Origin of the sequence: Vibrio sp. K4 (assembly GCF_051122595.1) — a bacterium.
GTDB lineage: Bacteria > Pseudomonadota > Gammaproteobacteria > Enterobacterales > Vibrionaceae > Vibrio > Vibrio owensii.
Genome location: NZ_CP178577.1, coordinates 2,421,399 through 2,437,106 on the forward strand (window position 1 = coordinate 2,421,399; position 15,708 = coordinate 2,437,106).

General features: G+C 46.5%; 13 protein-coding genes. 2 read left to right on the forward strand and 11 right to left on the reverse strand.

From position 1 onward, the window contains the following. Positions 1-79: 79 nt before the first annotated feature. The 8 genes from sucD to sdhC form a co-directional block, all read right to left on the reverse strand. The gene (gene sucD / locus ACLIIY_RS10765) at positions 80-952 is read right to left on the reverse strand and encodes a succinate--CoA ligase subunit alpha (protein ID WP_005436989.1); all 873 of its coding nucleotides are present in this window, start codon (positions 950-952) and stop codon (positions 80-82) included. After that, positions 952-2,118, reverse strand: coding sequence for an ADP-forming succinate--CoA ligase subunit beta (gene sucC, locus ACLIIY_RS10770; RefSeq protein WP_005426700.1), 1,167 nt, complete (start codon positions 2,116-2,118; stop codon positions 952-954). Before sucC ends, sucD begins: the two co-directional genes overlap by 1 nt. Before the next feature lie 202 nt (positions 2,119-2,320). Continuing rightward, entirely contained in the window at positions 2,321-3,529 is a 1,209-nt protein-coding gene (gene odhB, locus ACLIIY_RS10775; RefSeq protein ID WP_020196060.1) for a 2-oxoglutarate dehydrogenase complex dihydrolipoyllysine-residue succinyltransferase, read from the reverse strand. 28 nt (positions 3,530-3,557) lie between these two features. Beyond that, complete coding sequence (gene sucA, locus ACLIIY_RS10780) at positions 3,558-6,383, reverse strand: 2-oxoglutarate dehydrogenase E1 component (protein ID WP_005436984.1); 2,826 nt, start codon at positions 6,381-6,383, stop codon at positions 3,558-3,560. A 92-nt stretch (positions 6,384-6,475) separates the two neighbouring features. Further along, positions 6,476-7,186 carry a succinate dehydrogenase iron-sulfur subunit gene (locus tag ACLIIY_RS10785; protein WP_009707208.1) on the reverse strand — a complete coding sequence of 237 codons (711 nt, stop codon included), beginning with the start codon at positions 7,184-7,186 and terminating at the stop codon, positions 6,476-6,478. Positions 7,187-7,204: 18 nt separating this feature from the next. After that, a complete protein-coding gene (sdhA, locus tag ACLIIY_RS10790; protein WP_005436979.1) occupies positions 7,205-8,971 on the reverse strand; it encodes a succinate dehydrogenase flavoprotein subunit in 1,767 nt (588 codons plus the stop codon). Next, positions 8,972-9,316 carry a succinate dehydrogenase, hydrophobic membrane anchor protein gene (gene sdhD, locus ACLIIY_RS10795; protein WP_005426689.1) on the reverse strand — a complete coding sequence of 115 codons (345 nt, stop codon included), beginning with the start codon at positions 9,314-9,316 and terminating at the stop codon, positions 8,972-8,974. Further along, on the reverse strand, positions 9,310-9,702 hold the full coding sequence (gene sdhC, locus ACLIIY_RS10800; protein ID WP_050907754.1) for a succinate dehydrogenase cytochrome b556 subunit: 393 nt from the start codon (positions 9,700-9,702) through the stop codon (positions 9,310-9,312). The genes sdhD and sdhC overlap by 7 nt, the downstream gene beginning before the upstream one ends. A gap of 395 nt (positions 9,703-10,097) precedes the next feature. On the opposite strand from sdhC, the gene ACLIIY_RS10805 reads away from it, so the two are divergent. Next, on the forward strand, positions 10,098-11,387 hold the full coding sequence (locus ACLIIY_RS10805; RefSeq protein WP_005436975.1) for a citrate synthase: 1,290 nt from the start codon (positions 10,098-10,100) through the stop codon (positions 11,385-11,387). Between the two features lie 188 nt (positions 11,388-11,575). On the opposite strand, the gene ACLIIY_RS10810 is transcribed toward ACLIIY_RS10805, so the two are convergent. After that, positions 11,576-12,334 (reverse strand): Nif3-like dinuclear metal center hexameric protein, encoded by a 759-nt coding sequence (locus ACLIIY_RS10810; protein ID WP_038893270.1) that lies wholly within the window; start codon positions 12,332-12,334, stop codon positions 11,576-11,578. A 132-nt stretch (positions 12,335-12,466) separates the two neighbouring features. Here ACLIIY_RS10810 and ACLIIY_RS10815 point away from each other — a divergent pair, with 132 nt between their 5' ends. Then, positions 12,467-13,219, forward strand: a complete 753-nt coding sequence (locus tag ACLIIY_RS10815) for a DUF1853 family protein (RefSeq protein ID WP_434527604.1) — start codon at positions 12,467-12,469, stop codon at positions 13,217-13,219. A gap of 125 nt (positions 13,220-13,344) precedes the next feature. On the opposite strand, the gene pgm is transcribed toward ACLIIY_RS10815, so the two are convergent. Together pgm and seqA are read right to left on the reverse strand one after the other, a co-directional pair. After that, entirely contained in the window at positions 13,345-14,991 is a 1,647-nt protein-coding gene (gene pgm, locus ACLIIY_RS10820; RefSeq protein WP_009707213.1) for a phosphoglucomutase (alpha-D-glucose-1,6-bisphosphate-dependent), read from the reverse strand. A 92-nt stretch (positions 14,992-15,083) separates the two neighbouring features. After that, positions 15,084-15,626: a replication initiation negative regulator SeqA gene (gene seqA, locus ACLIIY_RS10825; RefSeq protein WP_005436968.1), complete on the reverse strand. Its 543-nt coding sequence runs from the start codon at positions 15,624-15,626 to the stop codon at positions 15,084-15,086. Positions 15,627-15,708 lie beyond the last annotated feature (82 nt).

A 15,708-nucleotide genomic window follows, 5' to 3' on the forward strand; every position in this document is an offset into this window, starting at 1 on the left:
ACACAAACCATTGTGAAACAGAAAAAGAAAAGCCTGCGAAATCGCAGGCTTTTTAATGCTTATACAATGGTTTGGTTGATTACCAACCTGTCACTTCACGTAGACCTTTACCAATCTCAGCTAGAGATTTCACAGTCTTAACGCCAGCCGCTTCTAGTGCTGCGAATTTGTCTTCTGCAGTACCTTTACCACCAGAGATAATTGCGCCTGCGTGACCCATACGTTTACCTGGAGGAGCAGTAACACCAGCAATGTAAGAAACCACTGGCTTCGTTACGTTTTCTTTGATGTAAGCCGCCGCTTCTTCTTCCGCAGTACCACCGATTTCACCAATCATTACGATTGCTTCAGTTTCTGGGTCTTCTTGGAAAAGCTTCAGGATGTCGATGAAGTTTGAACCTGGGATTGGGTCGCCACCGATACCAACACACGTTGACTGGCCAAAGCCTTCGTCAGTCGTTTGCTTAACCGCTTCGTACGTTAGTGTACCTGAACGTGAAACGATGCCCACTTTACCTTTCTTGTGGATGTGGCCAGGCATGATGCCGATCTTACACTCATCAGGCGTGATAACACCCGGACAGTTAGGACCGATCATGCGAACGCCAGTTTCTTCTAGCTTCACTTTAACGTCGATCATATCTGTTGTCGGGATGCCTTCAGTGATCGTTACGATAAGCTCGATGCCTGCGTCGATCGCTTCTAGGATTGCATCTTTACAGAATGGTGCTGGAACGTAGATAACTGTTGCTGTTGCGCCAGTCACTTCTACTGCTTCACGTACCGTGTTGAATACAGGAAGACCAAGGTGAGTTTGACCACCTTTACCTGGAGATACACCACCAACCATTTGTGTACCGTAAGCAATTGCCTGCTCTGAGTGGAAAGTACCTTGACCACCAGTGAAGCCCTGACAGATTACTTTAGTGTCTTTGTTAATTAGTACAGACATTATTTAGCCTCCGCAGCAGCAACAACTTTCTGAGCAGCATCTGTTAGCGACTCAGCAGCAATGATATCAACATCAGAATTAGCAAGAACTTCGCGACCTAGGTCTGCGTTAGTACCTTCTAGACGAACAACAACAGGTACCGTTACACCAACTTCTTTCACTGCACCGATGATGCCTTCTGCGATCATGTCACAACGAACGATACCGCCGAAGATGTTTACTAGAACGGCTTTCACGTTGTCATCAGATAGGATGATCTTGAATGCTTCTGCTACACGCTCTTTTGTCGCGCCGCCACCTACGTCTAGGAAGTTCGCAGGCTTGCCGCCGTGTAGGTTTACAATGTCCATTGTACCCATTGCTAGACCCGCGCCGTTAACCATACAGCCAACGTTACCGTCTAGTGCTACGTAGTTCAGTTCCCACTGAGCTGCGTGCGCTTCACGCTCGTCTTCTTGTGAAGGATCGTGCATTTCACGAAGCTTAGGCTGACGGTATAGCGCGTTTGAGTCGATGTTGATCTTACCGTCAAGACATAGCAGGTTGCCTTCACCAGTAATAACCAATGGGTTGATCTCTAGTAGCGCTAGGTCGTACTGAGAGAACATCGTGCCAAGACCCATAAAGATCTTAACGAATTGTTTGATTTGGTCACCTTCAAGACCAAGTTTGAACGCTAGCTCGCGACCTTGGTAAGCTTGAGGGCCTACTAGTGGATCGATTGCCGCTTTGTGGATTAGCTCCGGCGTTTCTTCCGCAACTTTTTCGATTTCCACACCACCTTCAGTAGAAGCCATGAAAACGATCTTACGAGTCGCACGGTCTACAACCGCACCAAGGTAAAGTTCGTTAGCGATATTAGACGCTTCTTCTACAAGGATTTTAGTAACAGGCTGACCATTTGCGTCTGTTTGGTAAGTAACCAAGTTCTTACCTAGCCATTTTTGTGCGAATTCTTTTACGCCGTCTTTTGTATCGTGTAGTTCAACACCGCCCGCTTTACCGCGGCCACCAGCGTGAACCTGACACTTTACAACTTTCTTTTCAGTAGTGATGCGACCCGCAGCTTCAAAAGCTTCTTGTGGCGTATCACATGCGTAGCCTTCCGGTACAGGCAAACCGAATTCTGCAAACAGCTGTTTGGCTTGGTATTCATGCAAATTCATTTTGATATTCCGTTTGTTTATCCCTTAAGGGATTTATTATTTCCATAACGCCGCTTGATGCGGTACGTCTGTAGGGTCTTCTCAAATCAACTGCTTATAGATATATCGGGGGCAGTTCAAGTGAAGGCCAGACGCTGAGCCAGTCTAGCCTTGGATGCTGTAGACGTCGAGCCATCAAGGACAACTCGACGTTTTAGCGATATTAAACGTCTAATAGCAGACGCGCTGGGTCTTCTAGTAGCTCTTTAATCGTTACTAGGAAGCCCACTGACTCACGGCCATCGATCAAACGGTGGTCGTAAGATAGTGCTAGGTACATCATTGGCAAGATTTCTACTTTGCCATCAACCGCCATTGGGCGCTCTTGGATTTTGTGCATACCCAAGATTGCTGATTGTGGTGGGTTGATAATCGGAGTAGACATCAGTGAACCAAATACACCACCGTTAGTGATAGTGAAGTTGCCACCCATTAGTTCATCAACGGTTAGCTTGCCATCACGACCTTTAATTGCTAACTCTTTAATGCCCTTTTCAACATCTGCAAAACCTAGTGTGTCACAGTCTTTAAGTACTGGTGTCACTAGACCGCGTGGCGTAGAAACCGCCATGCTGATATCGAAGTAGTTGTGGTAAACAATGTCATCACCATCGATAGATGCATTCACTTCTGGGTAACGTTTTAGTGCTTCTGTTACAGCTTTCACGTAGAAAGACATGAAGCCTAGACGAATACCGTGACGCTCTTCGAACTGGTCTTTGTACTGCTTACGAAGATCCATGATTGGCTTCATGTTCACTTCGTTAAACGTAGTTAGCATTGCCGTGTTGTTCTTCGCTTCTAGAAGACGGTTTGCTACTGTCTTACGTAGACGCGTCATAGGAACACGTTTTTGGCTGCGTGCGGCTGCCGGTGCTTCAACTGCTGCTGGCGCTTCTGCTTTTGGCGCAGCTTTTGCGTTTGCAAGGTGAGCTTCGATATCTTCGCGAGTAATGCGACCGCCAACACCGGAACCTTTCACTTGGCTTGCTTCTAGGCCGTGTTCAGCTAGAAGACGACGAACCGCTGGACTTAGCGCATCGTTGCTTTCTTCTGTAAGCGCAGCTTTATGACGCTTATCAGGAGACGCTTCTTTGTCTTCGGTTGAATCGGTTGTTGGCTCACCCGCTACAGCACCAGGCTTAAGCTTCGCGATCAACTGCTTAGAAAGTACTGTTGCACCTTCTTCTTCAATAATGGCTTCTAAAACGCCGGCTTCCGGAGCAGGAACTTCAAGCACGACTTTATCGGTTTCGATATCAACCAGAACTTCATCACGCTCGACTACGTCGCCTGGTTGTTTGTGCCATGTCGCTACGGTTGCGTCAGCAACTGATTCAGGTAAATCTGGAACCAGAATTTCAATTGTCATATCTGTTTCTTCCTTTAACTTCTAGTTCTTAATTCGAAGTTTTTGAGTTCACGTTCAGAGCGTCTTCAACCAACGCTTTTTGTTGTTTCAAGTGCACCGACATGTAGCCTACTGCTGGCGAAGCAGAAGCTGGGCGACCTGCGTATTTAAGATCTGCACCTGCTGGAATAGCAGCACGGAAGTTGTGTTGGCTACAGTACCAAGCGCCCTGATTTTGAGGCTCTTCCTGACACCAAACGAAATCTTCAACATTCGTGTATTGCGCAATCGCCGCTTGTACTTCATCCAGAGGGAATGGGTACAGTTGCTCGATACGCACAATAGCAACATCATCTTGTTCGTTATTGCGACGCTGTTCTAGAAGGTCGAAATAAACCTTACCTGAACAGAACACAACACGTTTCACTTTGCTTGGCTCCAGATTATCAATCTCTGGGATCGCTGGCTGGAATGTGCCTTCAGAAAGATCTTCTAATGAAGACGTACAAAGTGGATGACGCAGTAGCGACTTAGGTGACATAACAATCAGTGGACGACGCATAGGACGCACCACCTGACGACGGATCATGTGGTAAACCTGCGCAGGTGTAGATGGCACTACAACTTGCATGTTTTGTTCAGCACACAATTGTAAGTAACGCTCTAGACGCGCTGATGAGTGCTCTGGGCCTTGGCCTTCATAACCGTGTGGCAACAGCATAGTTAGGCCACACAGACGAGCCCACTTTTGCTCACCTGACGAGATAAATTGGTCAATCACAACTTGTGCGCCGTTTGCGAAGTCACCAAACTGTGCTTCCCAAATGGTCAACCCGCTTGGCTCTGCCGTTGCATAACCGTACTCAAATGCCAATACCGCCTCTTCTGACAACACTGAGTCAAACACTTGGAATGGCCCTTGTTTGTCATGAATATTCGCTAGTGGGATGTAAGTGCTCGCATCATTTTGGTTATGCAGAACAGAGTGGCGGTGGAAGAAAGTACCACGACCTGAGTCCTGACCAGAGATACGGATACGCTTACCATCATCAACTAGGGTTGCGTACGCCAGTGTTTCAGCCATACCCCAATCAAGAGGCTTCTCACCGCTGATCATTGCTGAGCGGTCGTTGTATAGCTTGTTTACACGGCTTTGTAGCTTATGGCTGTCTGGGTATTGGATTAGGCGTTGACCAAGCTCTTTCAAGCGAGTTGAATCGAACTTGTTGTCCCACTCAACATCCCAGTCGTGACCTAAGTATGGAGACCAGTCAACAGAGTGAAGTGCCATTGGACGCCACTCTTTCACCACAACTTCACCTTTATCCAGTGCGTCGCGGTACTCATTCACAAGCTGAGTTGCAACTTCAATGTCTGATTCATTTTTATCGATCAGTACATCAGCGTATAGCTTACGTGGTGTTGGGTGCTTTTTGATTTTCTGGTACATCAACGGTTGAGTTGCATTCGGCTCATCCGCTTCATTGTGACCATGACGGCGGTAACAAACCAAATCAATGACAACATCACGTTTGAACTCGTTACGGTAATCCAATGCAATACGCGTTACGAAAGCAACCGCTTCTGGATCGTCAGCGTTAACGTGGAAAATCGGAGCCTGTACCATCTTAGCGATATCAGTACAGTACATGGTAGAACGCGTATCACGAGGGTTAGAGGTTGTGAAACCAACTTGGTTGTTCACAACAATACGCACTGTACCGCCGACGCAGAAACCACGAGCAAGAGACATGTTGAACGTCTCAGCTACAACACCCTGACCTGCGATCGCAGAATCACCGTGAATAGTGATTGGTAGTACGCGGCTGCCATCAAAGTCACCAAGGCGATCTTGACGTGCACGAACTGAACCGATAACTACTGGGTTTACAATCTCAAGGTGAGATGGGTTAAATGCGAGCGCTAGGTGAACATCACCACCTGGCGTTGCAAAGTCTGCCGAGAAACCTTGGTGGTACTTAACATCGCCCGTACCCCATGTTTCGTCGTGTTTACCTGCAAACTCATCAAACAAATCTTGAGGCTTCTTACCAAGAACGTTGACCAACATGTTCAAACGTCCACGGTGAGCCATACCGATGACCACTTCACGCATGCCGCTGGTACCAGCATGACGAATCAGTTCTTTTGTCATCGGAATCAGTGCATCACCACCTTCTAACGAGAAACGTTTTGCACCTGGGAACTTAGCACCCAAGTAACGCTCGAGACCTTCAGCAGCTGTAAGCTCCTCAAGGAATGTACGTTTTTCGTCTTTATCGAAAGATGGCTGACCAACCACAGACTCTAAACGTTGCTGGATCCAACGCTTTTGCTCTGTGTCTGTCATGTGCATGTATTCTGCACCAATAGAACCACAGTAGGTTTTCTTTAGTGCCGAGTAGATGTCTTTCAACTGCATCGTCTCTTGGCCAATGGCAAAAGAACCTACGTTGAAAGTTTCTGCGAAGTCATCTTCGGTGAGATTGTGGAATGCAGGGTCTAGCTCCGCCACAGGTGGACGTTGCCATAGACCTAGAGGATCGAGCTCTGCAGCTTCATGACCGCGGAAGCGGTATGCGTTGATAAGCTGGAGAACTTTTACTTGCTTAGCGTCGACATCTGGATCACTAACTTGGACACTGTAATGCTTTGTTTCTTGAGCGAGTCGTCGGAAGTAGTCACGGACACGCGAATGCGGCTGTTCAGCCACTTCTTCTGAGCTTTTAGGCAGCTCATCAAATACGCGTTTCCACTCCTCACTTACCAGATCGGGGTCACTTAGATACAGTTCGTAGAGGTCCTCTACATACGTTGCATTGGCGCCAGCCAAGTGTGAAGACTCGAGCCATGCCTTCATCACGCCGTTGTGCATATTTTCCCTTAACCAGTAGTTTTCACGTTTGCTTCGGTCTGCGCCGAGCTATTAAGAGCCGACCCATTTGGGTCGGCAATTTTTGTTGTTAATTAAATCGAACGATTGACTAGCATCGACTTGATGTGACCGATGGCTTTCGTTGGATTTAGCCCCTTAGGACAAACACTTACACAATTCATGATGCCATGGCAACGAAAAACGCTAAATGCATCATCAAGATCGGACAAACGTTCATCAGTTGCCGTATCTCGGCTATCAATTAGCCAACGGTAAGCTGCTAGAAGACCAGCAGGGCCGATAAATTTATCTGGGTTCCACCAGAATGATGGACAAGAAGTTGTACAGCATGCACACATAATACATTCGTACAATCCATCTAAATGCGCACGCTCATCTGGCGATTGTAAGTTCTCGCGAGATGGAGGTAGAGCACCATCATCAATCAAGAAAGGCTTAACTTTCGCATAGTTATCGTAGAACTGTGTCATGTCAACGATAAGATCACGCACTACTGGTAGGCCCGGTAGAGGTCGAATGACAATCTTGTCACCTTGCAGTGCAGATAGCGGTGTAATACACGCTAGACCATTCTTACCATTCATGTTTAGGCCATCAGAGCCACATACCCCTTCGCGGCATGAACGACGGAATGCAATGCTAGGGTCTTGCTCCTTCAAAAGGATCAATGCATCCAGAAGCATCATGTCTGATCCTTCTTCCACCTCAAGCGTGTAGTCTTTCATGTACGGCTTTTGGTCGACATCCGGGTTGTAGCGGTACAAAGAGAAATTCAGTTTCATAATATTACCCTCCTTTCCTTAGTACGTACGTGCTTTTGGCGGAAATGCTTCACGATGGATTGGCTCCATGTTTACACCACGTTTCGTCATTGCTTCCGTTTCCGGGTTGTAGATAGAGTGACATAGCCACTGTTCATCATCACGGTCAGGGAAGTCAAAGCGAGCATGCGCACCACGGCTTTCTGTACGGTAGTTAGCCGCCACCGCCGTCGCATAAGCAGTTTCCATCAAGTTTTCTAGTTCAAGACACTCAATGCGTTGTGTGTTGAACTCAGTCGACTTATCAGCAAGGTGAGCGTTTTTCAGACGTTCACGGATAGCTTTCAGCTCTACCAGACCTTTTGCCATTGCATCACCTTCACGGAATACCGAGAAGTTGTTTTGCATACACTGTTGTAGGTCTTTACGAATTTGCGCTGGATCTTCACCGTCAGTGCTATTTTCCCAACGGTTGTAACGCTCTAGTGAACGTTCAATATCAGCTTCTGTCGCAGGTTTCGCGTCAGCTTGTTTAAGCAGTGTTTCACCCAGATGAAGGCCCGTCGCACGACCAAATACCACAAGGTCAAGCAGTGAGTTACCACCTAGACGGTTTGCACCGTGTACCGATACAGAAGCAATCTCACCACAAGCAAACAGACCTTGAACTTCAACGTCTGCGCCATTCTCGTCTTGGCGAATCGCTTGGCCTGATACCTGAGTAGGAATACCACCCATCATATAGTGACACGTAGGAATTACAGGGATTGGCTCTTTGACCGGGTCAACGTGCGCAAATGTACGAGACAACTCACAAACGCCCGGTAGACGAGACTCCAGAGTATCTTTACCTAGGTGATCAAGTTTCAGTTTAATGTGTGGACCCCAAGGACCATCACAGCCGCGGCCTTCACGGATTTCAATCATCATTGAACGAGCAACCACGTCACGACCAGCAAGGTCTTTCGCGTTTGGTGCGTAGCGCTCCATGAAGCGTTCACCATCTTTGTTTAGAAGGTAACCACCCTCACCACGACAACCTTCGGTTACAAGCACACCTGCGCCAGCGATACCCGTTGGGTGGAACTGCCACATTTCCATATCTTGCATCGGAACGCCCGCACGAAGTGCCATACCAACACCATCACCAGTATTGATGTGCGCGTTAGTTGTTGATGCGTAGATACGACCTGCACCACCAGTTGCTAAGATGGTTGCTTTCGATTTGAAGTAGCACACTTCACCCGTTTCCATGCATAGCGCAGTACAGCCTAGAACAACACCATCTTCATTTTTAACGATATCAAGAGCATACCACTCAGAGAATACCGTTGTTTTGTGCTTGATGTTTTGTTGGTAAAGCGTGTGCAGAAGTGCGTGACCAGTACGGTCAGCCGCTGCCGCGGTACGTGCTGCTTGCTCACCACCAAAGTTCTTTGACTGGCCACCAAACGGGCGTTGGTAAATAGTGCCGTTATCAAAACGAGAGAAAGGAAGACCCATTTTCTCTAGCTCGATAACAGACTCAGGACCGTTCTTACACATGTACTCGATTGCGTCTTGGTCACCGATATAGTCAGAACCTTTAACCGTATCGTACATGTGCTGTTCCCAATGGTCTTCGTGCGCATTACCTAGCGCAACCGTAATACCACCTTGAGCAGAAACAGTGTGTGAACGTGTTGGGAAAACTTTAGACAGCAACGCACAAGAAAGGCCTTGCTCCGAAATTTGTAGTGCAGCGCGCATGCCTGCACCACCAGCGCCGATTACTACGGCGTCAAACTCACGAACTGGAATAGACACTTACGCACCCCACAGAATAAATAGACCAGAGAAGACATAGCCGAATAGCACGGCAATAACACCAAGTTGAAGTGCACCACGAAGTTTCGCGCACTTAATGTAATCCGTTAAAACTTGCCATAAGCCGATCCACGCGTGGATCAAAATAGAAACAAGTGCCAACATGGTGAAGACTTTAGTGAACGTGCCACCAAAGAACTGGGTCCAAGATGCGTAAGAGATGTCTGAGAAAGCACAAAAGCTCACCAGATAAATCGTGTATAGAGTCATAATGATGGCGGACGCACGAATCAATAAGAAATCGTGAACACCATTACGACCGAATGAAGAAACGTGTTTTACCATACCAAGACCCCCGCCAATAGTGATAACACTGCAGTAGCACCAAACGCGACTTTAGCGCTCATCGCGCCTGAATCTAGTTCTTCAAAGTGGCCTAGGTCCATCAGTAAGTGACGAACACCACCAGCAATGTGGTAGGCAAGTGCAGTTAGAATGCCCCACAGAATGAATTTCACGAAGAAGCTATCGACGATGTCAGCGGCTTCCATAAAACCCATCGGGGATGACAGAGAAATGGACAGTAACCAAAGTAATATACCCACCGCAACAAACGTAATCACACCCGACACACGGTGCAGGATTGACGCGATTGCTGTGATGGGAAAGCGGATGGTCTGTAAATCTAAATTAACAGGTCTTGACTTTCTTTCTTTCACGGGCTTGCTCACTCAGCTCCATTGAGCATTTATTGTTATAACCAATTTCAGCTTCCAAACGTACAAAAGTTAACATTTGATTAACAAATACTCGCAATAAGCTCGGAGATAATTGTAAACACTTTGTTAACAAACGGAGTCCACAAACAAACCTCACTTTTGTTTCTAGCCCCGAATTTATAAGGATTTAACTAAAATTTTCTGTGCCAATATACGGCCAGCAACATTCTAATACAATTGATGTAACAAATTATGCTACATAGAACAGATTTTTAACGATTTTCATGAGAAAAATCATAACAAGTGCACACAAAAATGGAGAAAAATTGACTTTAAGCTTTAACAACAGTACAAAAATGGCACATAAACATCCTGGACGGATTAAATAATAAACAAAGGAGATTGTTATGGCGGATAAGAAAGCTACCCTTCACATCGAAGGTCATGCGCCAATCGAACTGCCAATTATGGACGGTACGCTAGGTACACCTGTGATTGATGTTCGTAAACTGGGAGCCAATGGTTACTTTACTTTTGACCCAGGTTTTCTTGCCACTGCATCTTGTGAATCATCAATCACGTACATCGATGGCGGCAAAGGTATTCTTTTGCACCGCGGTTACCCGATTGATCAATTAGCCAATAACGCAGATTACTTGGAAGTATGTTACATCCTGCTTTATGGTGAAGCCCCTACCCGTGAGCAATACGAGCAATTCAAAACAACGGTTACTCGCCATACTATGGTGCACGAGCAAATCGCAAGCTTCTTCCACGGCTTCCGACGCGACGCTCACCCAATGGCAGTAATGTGTGGTGTGGTTGGTGCACTAGCGGCCTTCTACCACGATTCACTAGATATCAACAACGACGAACACCGTGAAATCGCGGCATACCGTCTACTATCGAAAATGCCTACTTTGGCGGCGATGTGTTACAAATACTCAATCGGCCAGCCATTTATCTACCCTCGTAACGACCTAAGCTACGCAGAAAACTTCCTACACATGATGTACGCAAACCCATGTGAAGAATACGAAGTAAACCCTGTTGTTGCGCGTGCGATGGATAAGATCTTCACGCTTCACGCAGATCACGAACAAAACGCATCAACGTCGACGGTTCGTCTATCTGGTTCTTCTGGTGCGAACCCGTTCGCATGTATTGCCGCAGGTATTGCTTCTCTATGGGGTCCTGCACACGGTGGTGCAAACGAAGCATGTCTGAAGATGCTTGAAGAGATCGGCAGCGTAGACAACATTCCTGAGTACGTTGAGCGTGCAAAAGACAAAGATGACCCATTCCGTCTAATGGGCTTCGGTCACCGCGTTTACAAAAACTACGACCCACGTGCAACGGTAATGCGTGAAACATGTCACGAGGTTCTAAAAGAGCTAAACATCAAAGATCCACTACTAGACGTAGCGATGGAACTTGAGCGTATTGCGCTTTCTGACGAATACTTCGTGTCTAAGAAGCTATACCCGAACGTAGACTTCTACTCAGGCATCATCCTAAAAGCAATCGGTATTCCTGTATCGATGTTTACGGTAATCTTCGCGATTTCTCGTACTATCGGCTGGATTGCTCACTGGAACGAAATGCACAGCGATCCACTAAACCGAATCGGTCGCCCTCGTCAGCTATACACTGGTGAAACTCAACGCGAGTTTTCTCCACTGCATGAGCGCGAGTAAGCGTTAGAATCGAGAATCGAGAATCGAGAATCGAGAATCGAGAATCGAGAATCGAGAATCGAGAATCGAGAATCGAGAATCGAATAAATATGAGGGTTGACGTGAAAGCGTCAACCCTTTCTATTTTGAAGAGATGAGAACGAGTTGCGCTCTATGGAATGCATCTCAAAGGACAAAGCCCGTCCTTTCTATACTGGGTTATCAATATCAATAAACGTAACGTCTAAACCGTGCTCTTGTGCCAACCATTCACCCAACGCTTTAATGCCGTAACGTTCGGTTGCGTGATGACCTGCAGAGAAGTAATGGATATCCAATTCACGAGCCGTGTAAGTAGTACGCTCTGAGATCTCGCCCGAAATAAACGCATCTAATCCATGCTGAGCCGCAAGCTCAATGAAGTCTTGACCACCGCCGGTACACCAACCAACAGTCTCAATCATTTTTTCTGCATTGTCAGGGGCGATATGCAAAGGTTCACGGTTTAATACGTGATTGATTTTGTTTGCGAAGTCAGCGCCAGTCATTGCTTGTTTCAAGCGGCCAAACAGAGCGACAGATTGAGGGTGTCCTTCTAAGCCACCTTCCACTTCAATGTCTAGCAAGCGTGCCAACTCTGCGTTGTTACCCAACTCAGGATGAATATCTAGCGGCAAATGGTAGCCGTAAAGGTTGATGTCACTTTTGATCAAGCTGCGGATACGCTTTCCTTTCATACCACGAATTGGCTCTGGCTCGCCTTTCCAAAAATAGCCGTGGTGAACAAGCAATGCATCAGCCTCTAACTCGATGGCTTTATCGATCAATGCTTGTGAGGCCGTAACGCCTGTCACGATGCGTTTGATTTCTGATTTGCCTTCAACTTGCATTCCATTCGGTGCGTAGTCTTTAATAAGTTGCGGCGATAATTTCTCGTTAAGGATCTTTTCCAGCTGTAAATTGTTCATTGTTACTTCCAATACTTGTGGCTTGAACAAAGTGTATATCGAACCGCGATCAGGATGCTAGTTGTGGCATCCCCAACCAGAATAAATTTCGATACACTAGAAAGGCTTTGCCCGTGACAACAAGGATAATGGATGAATTCACTACAACGTTTCCATCAATGGATTGCTAACACCCCACCTCTTTTCAAACTTAAGGAACCTTTCGTCACTGTTGAAGATATTCCGACCTTACCTCTATCGGACAACGAAGACTATGACGGCAACCCTCGACTCGGATTCCTCTATCAACACCTTTGTACCAAGTTGCTGATTTGCTCTTCACGATATGAACTGATTGCCGAAGAAATCCAACTTAATGACACTACTGGGCGCACAATTGGCGCCGTCGATTTGATCCTCGAAAACCGGGAAACAAACCAACACGAACATTGGGAAGTCGCCATTAAATTCTACTTACTGCATAAAGGCATTTGGTATGGCCCGAATGCACACGACCAACTGCATAAGAAACTCGATCGTATGCTCACTCACCAACTAAAAATGAGCCAGAGAGAAGAGTTCCACCAGCAGCTACCGTTAGACTCCATACCGAGCGAACACTTGTTGATGCAAGGTCGCCTCTATGTAAATCCTTTCTCAGCCGAACCAATCCCTACAACCTGTTTAGGTTATGAACTAAACCAAAGCCAAATATCCGGCAATTGGTGTTATCAAAGCCAATGGGAAGAGATCAAAGAACCTTTATATGCTCTTTCCAAACCACTGTGGGCAATTGGTAATGAGGAGTTCTTAGAGCCTATCGATAAACCATCAGATAGGTTTGTTCACGCTCAAACAAAGAGCGGTCAATTTTGGTTTGTTGTACCGGATACTTGGCCGAACTAAAGCGGGAAACGGGAATCTCGATTCCTAAAGCGAAGCGCTCCCGACTCTCGAAGCGCAGCGTTCCCTCCTCACAAACAAAAAAGGGCCGACGCAATGTCGACCCTTTCGAACTTTAATCGTTTGCATTACAAACCAGCGGCTGCAAATACTTGATTAACGATTTCTTGTGCTTCAGCTTCGATTTGTTTTAGGTGCTCTTCACCTTTGAAGCTTTCACAGTAGATCTTGTAGATGTCTTCAGTGCCTGATGGACGTGCAGCGAACCAACCATTCGCTGTTGTTACTTTAAGGCCACCAATCGCAGCACCATTACCTGGAGCGTGCGTCAGACGAGCAGTGATTGCATCACCAGCTAGAGTTTCAGCCGCAACCATTTCTGGTGACAACTTCTTCAATACGTCTTTTTGTGGGCCATTTGCGACAGCTTGAATACGGTTGTACTTAGACTCACCGTGCTTCGCCGCTAGCTCTTCATAGTAATCTTGAGGGTTCTTACCCGTTACCGCAGTGATCTCTGCAGCTAGAAGACATAGCAAGATACCATCTTTGTCTGTTGACCAAGGCGTACCATCTTTACGCAGGAAAGATGCACCAGCACTTTCTTCACCACCGAAACCAAACTTACCAGTGTACAGACCATCCACAAACCACTTGAAGCCAACAGGTACTTCACATAGCTCACGACCTAGATCCGCAACAACACGGTCAATCAGGGCGCTTGAAACTAGCGTTTTACCAACAGCGACATCTTTACCCCACGCGTCACGGTGACGGTATAGGTAGTCGATACAAACCGCTAAGAAGTGGTTCGGGTTCATCAAACCTTTTGGCGTAACGATACCGTGACGGTCGTAGTCAGGGTCATTACCAAATGCTAGATCGTACTCGTCTTTCAGTGCCAATAGACCTGCCATTGCGTAAGGAGAAGAACAGTCCATACGTACAACGCCGTCTTTGTCTAGCGACATGAATTGGAAAGAAGGGTCAATCGCTTCACTTACTAGCGTTAGGTCTAGGTTGTATGCCTGACCAATTTGACGCCAGTAATCGATGCCACTGCCACCCAATGGATCTACACCAATCTTCAGGTTTGCTTTTTGGATTGCTTCCATATCGATAACGTTAACTAGATCATCGATGTATGGTTTCACCAAGTCCATCTCAACAAACAGATCCGATGCTTTAGCTTCTGCTAGTGGTAGGCGTTTAACACCTTGTAAACCTTCAGCAATCAGAGCGTTCGCACGATCTTCGATCGCTTGAGTCAGTTCAGCTTCTGCAGGACCACCGTGAGTCGGGTTGTATTTAATACCGCCGTCTTGTGGTGGGTTATGAGACGGAGTAATCACAATGCCGTCTGCCTTATCATCGTGCTTGATGTTGTAAGTCAGAATCGCGTGTGAAATACCTGGCGTTGGCGTGTAACCGTTGTCTTGTTGGACAATCACTTTCACACCGTTTGCAATCAATACTTCAATCACACTTGAAAACGCTGGTTCAGATAGCGCGTGCGTGTCTTTGCCCACAAACAATGGACCTGTTGTACCTTGCTCAGCACGAACTTCTGCTACCGCTTGAGCGATCGCTAAAATGTGGTTTTCGTTAAAAGTGTGCTTGTCTGCAGTACCGCGGTGGCCAGAAGTACCAAATTGAACTTTGTGTTCTGCGTTTGCTGCGTCTGGTTGAAGTAAGAAGTAGTTCGCAACGAGTGCTGGGATATTGTGAAGATCTTCCTGCTGCGCTTTTTGCCCAGCACGAGGGTGCATAGCCATGTTTGACATCCTTTCTTTAAAAACAAATAAAATCAAAAAAGCCTCATAATATCCGCTAAACGCTACACATTATGAGGCTTCTATCAGGTTTCTTAGATTGAACCTGTTACTTTCTCTATTAAGTCAGGCTGGAATTCCATGTGAGTCATCACCTGCTCCACCATTTGTCGCTTACGACTGGTGTTGTTGTTGGTGATTACCCAGAATGGCGTGCCAGGAATTGCTTTAGGTTTGGTAGTGTTACCGTTTGCTAGCAGAGTCTCTTCGTTATCAGCAAAGTAAACGCGTTTGCGTCCTTTCACTTTTGTCGCTTGAGAGAAGCTCTCTGGATTCAGTTTGTGTAAGGTTGATAATACCAACATGAAGCGATCAATCGCTTTCTTAAGACCAGCAAACTCATCAGAGATAAGTAGAGAACGCATCTCTTTTACGATATCTACTGATTCTGCTTTGCCAGCATCTTTACTTACTACAATCCCTTGTGGCTGTTCTACTACAGGTGCAACAACTGCTTCCTGCAACTGGCCATCAAGGTTCAAAAGGCGTCGTAAAATATCCGAGGCACTTTCACCGATATGCTTGGTTTGACCCGCAATGTAACGGTATAGATCCTCATCAACCTCAATTGTTTTCATTCGCTTTTCACATTCTCAATGTTTAAACTCTGGGGGATTATAACGAGATCCTCGCGGATACTCCACGTTAAACCCATCACGA

Excerpts from the sequence above, each read along its gene's own strand:
- sucD (WP_005436989.1), bottom strand. The coding sequence starts at position 952 with ATGTCTGTACTAATTAACAAAGACACTAAAGTAATCTGTCAGGGCTTC.
- sucC (WP_005426700.1), bottom strand. The coding sequence starts at position 2,118 with ATGAATTTGCATGAATACCAAGCCAAACAGCTGTTTGCAGAATTCGGT.
- odhB (WP_020196060.1), bottom strand. The coding sequence starts at position 3,529 with ATGACAATTGAAATTCTGGTTCCAGATTTACCTGAATCAGTTGCTGAC.
- sucA (WP_005436984.1), bottom strand. The coding sequence starts at position 6,383 with ATGCACAACGGCGTGATGAAGGCATGGCTCGAGTCTTCACACTTGGCT.
- ACLIIY_RS10785 (WP_009707208.1), bottom strand. The coding sequence starts at position 7,186 with ATGAAACTGAATTTCTCTTTGTACCGCTACAACCCGGATGTCGACCAA.
- sdhD (WP_005426689.1), bottom strand. The coding sequence starts at position 9,316 with ATGGTAAAACACGTTTCTTCATTCGGTCGTAATGGTGTTCACGATTTC.
- ACLIIY_RS10805 (WP_005436975.1), top strand. The coding sequence starts at position 10,098 with ATGGCGGATAAGAAAGCTACCCTTCACATCGAAGGTCATGCGCCAATC.
- ACLIIY_RS10810 (WP_038893270.1), bottom strand. The coding sequence starts at position 12,334 with ATGAACAATTTACAGCTGGAAAAGATCCTTAACGAGAAATTATCGCCG.
- ACLIIY_RS10815 (WP_434527604.1), top strand. The coding sequence starts at position 12,467 with ATGAATTCACTACAACGTTTCCATCAATGGATTGCTAACACCCCACCT.
- pgm (WP_009707213.1), bottom strand. The coding sequence starts at position 14,991 with ATGGCTATGCACCCTCGTGCTGGGCAAAAAGCGCAGCAGGAAGATCTT.
- seqA (WP_005436968.1), bottom strand. The coding sequence starts at position 15,626 with ATGAAAACAATTGAGGTTGATGAGGATCTATACCGTTACATTGCGGGT.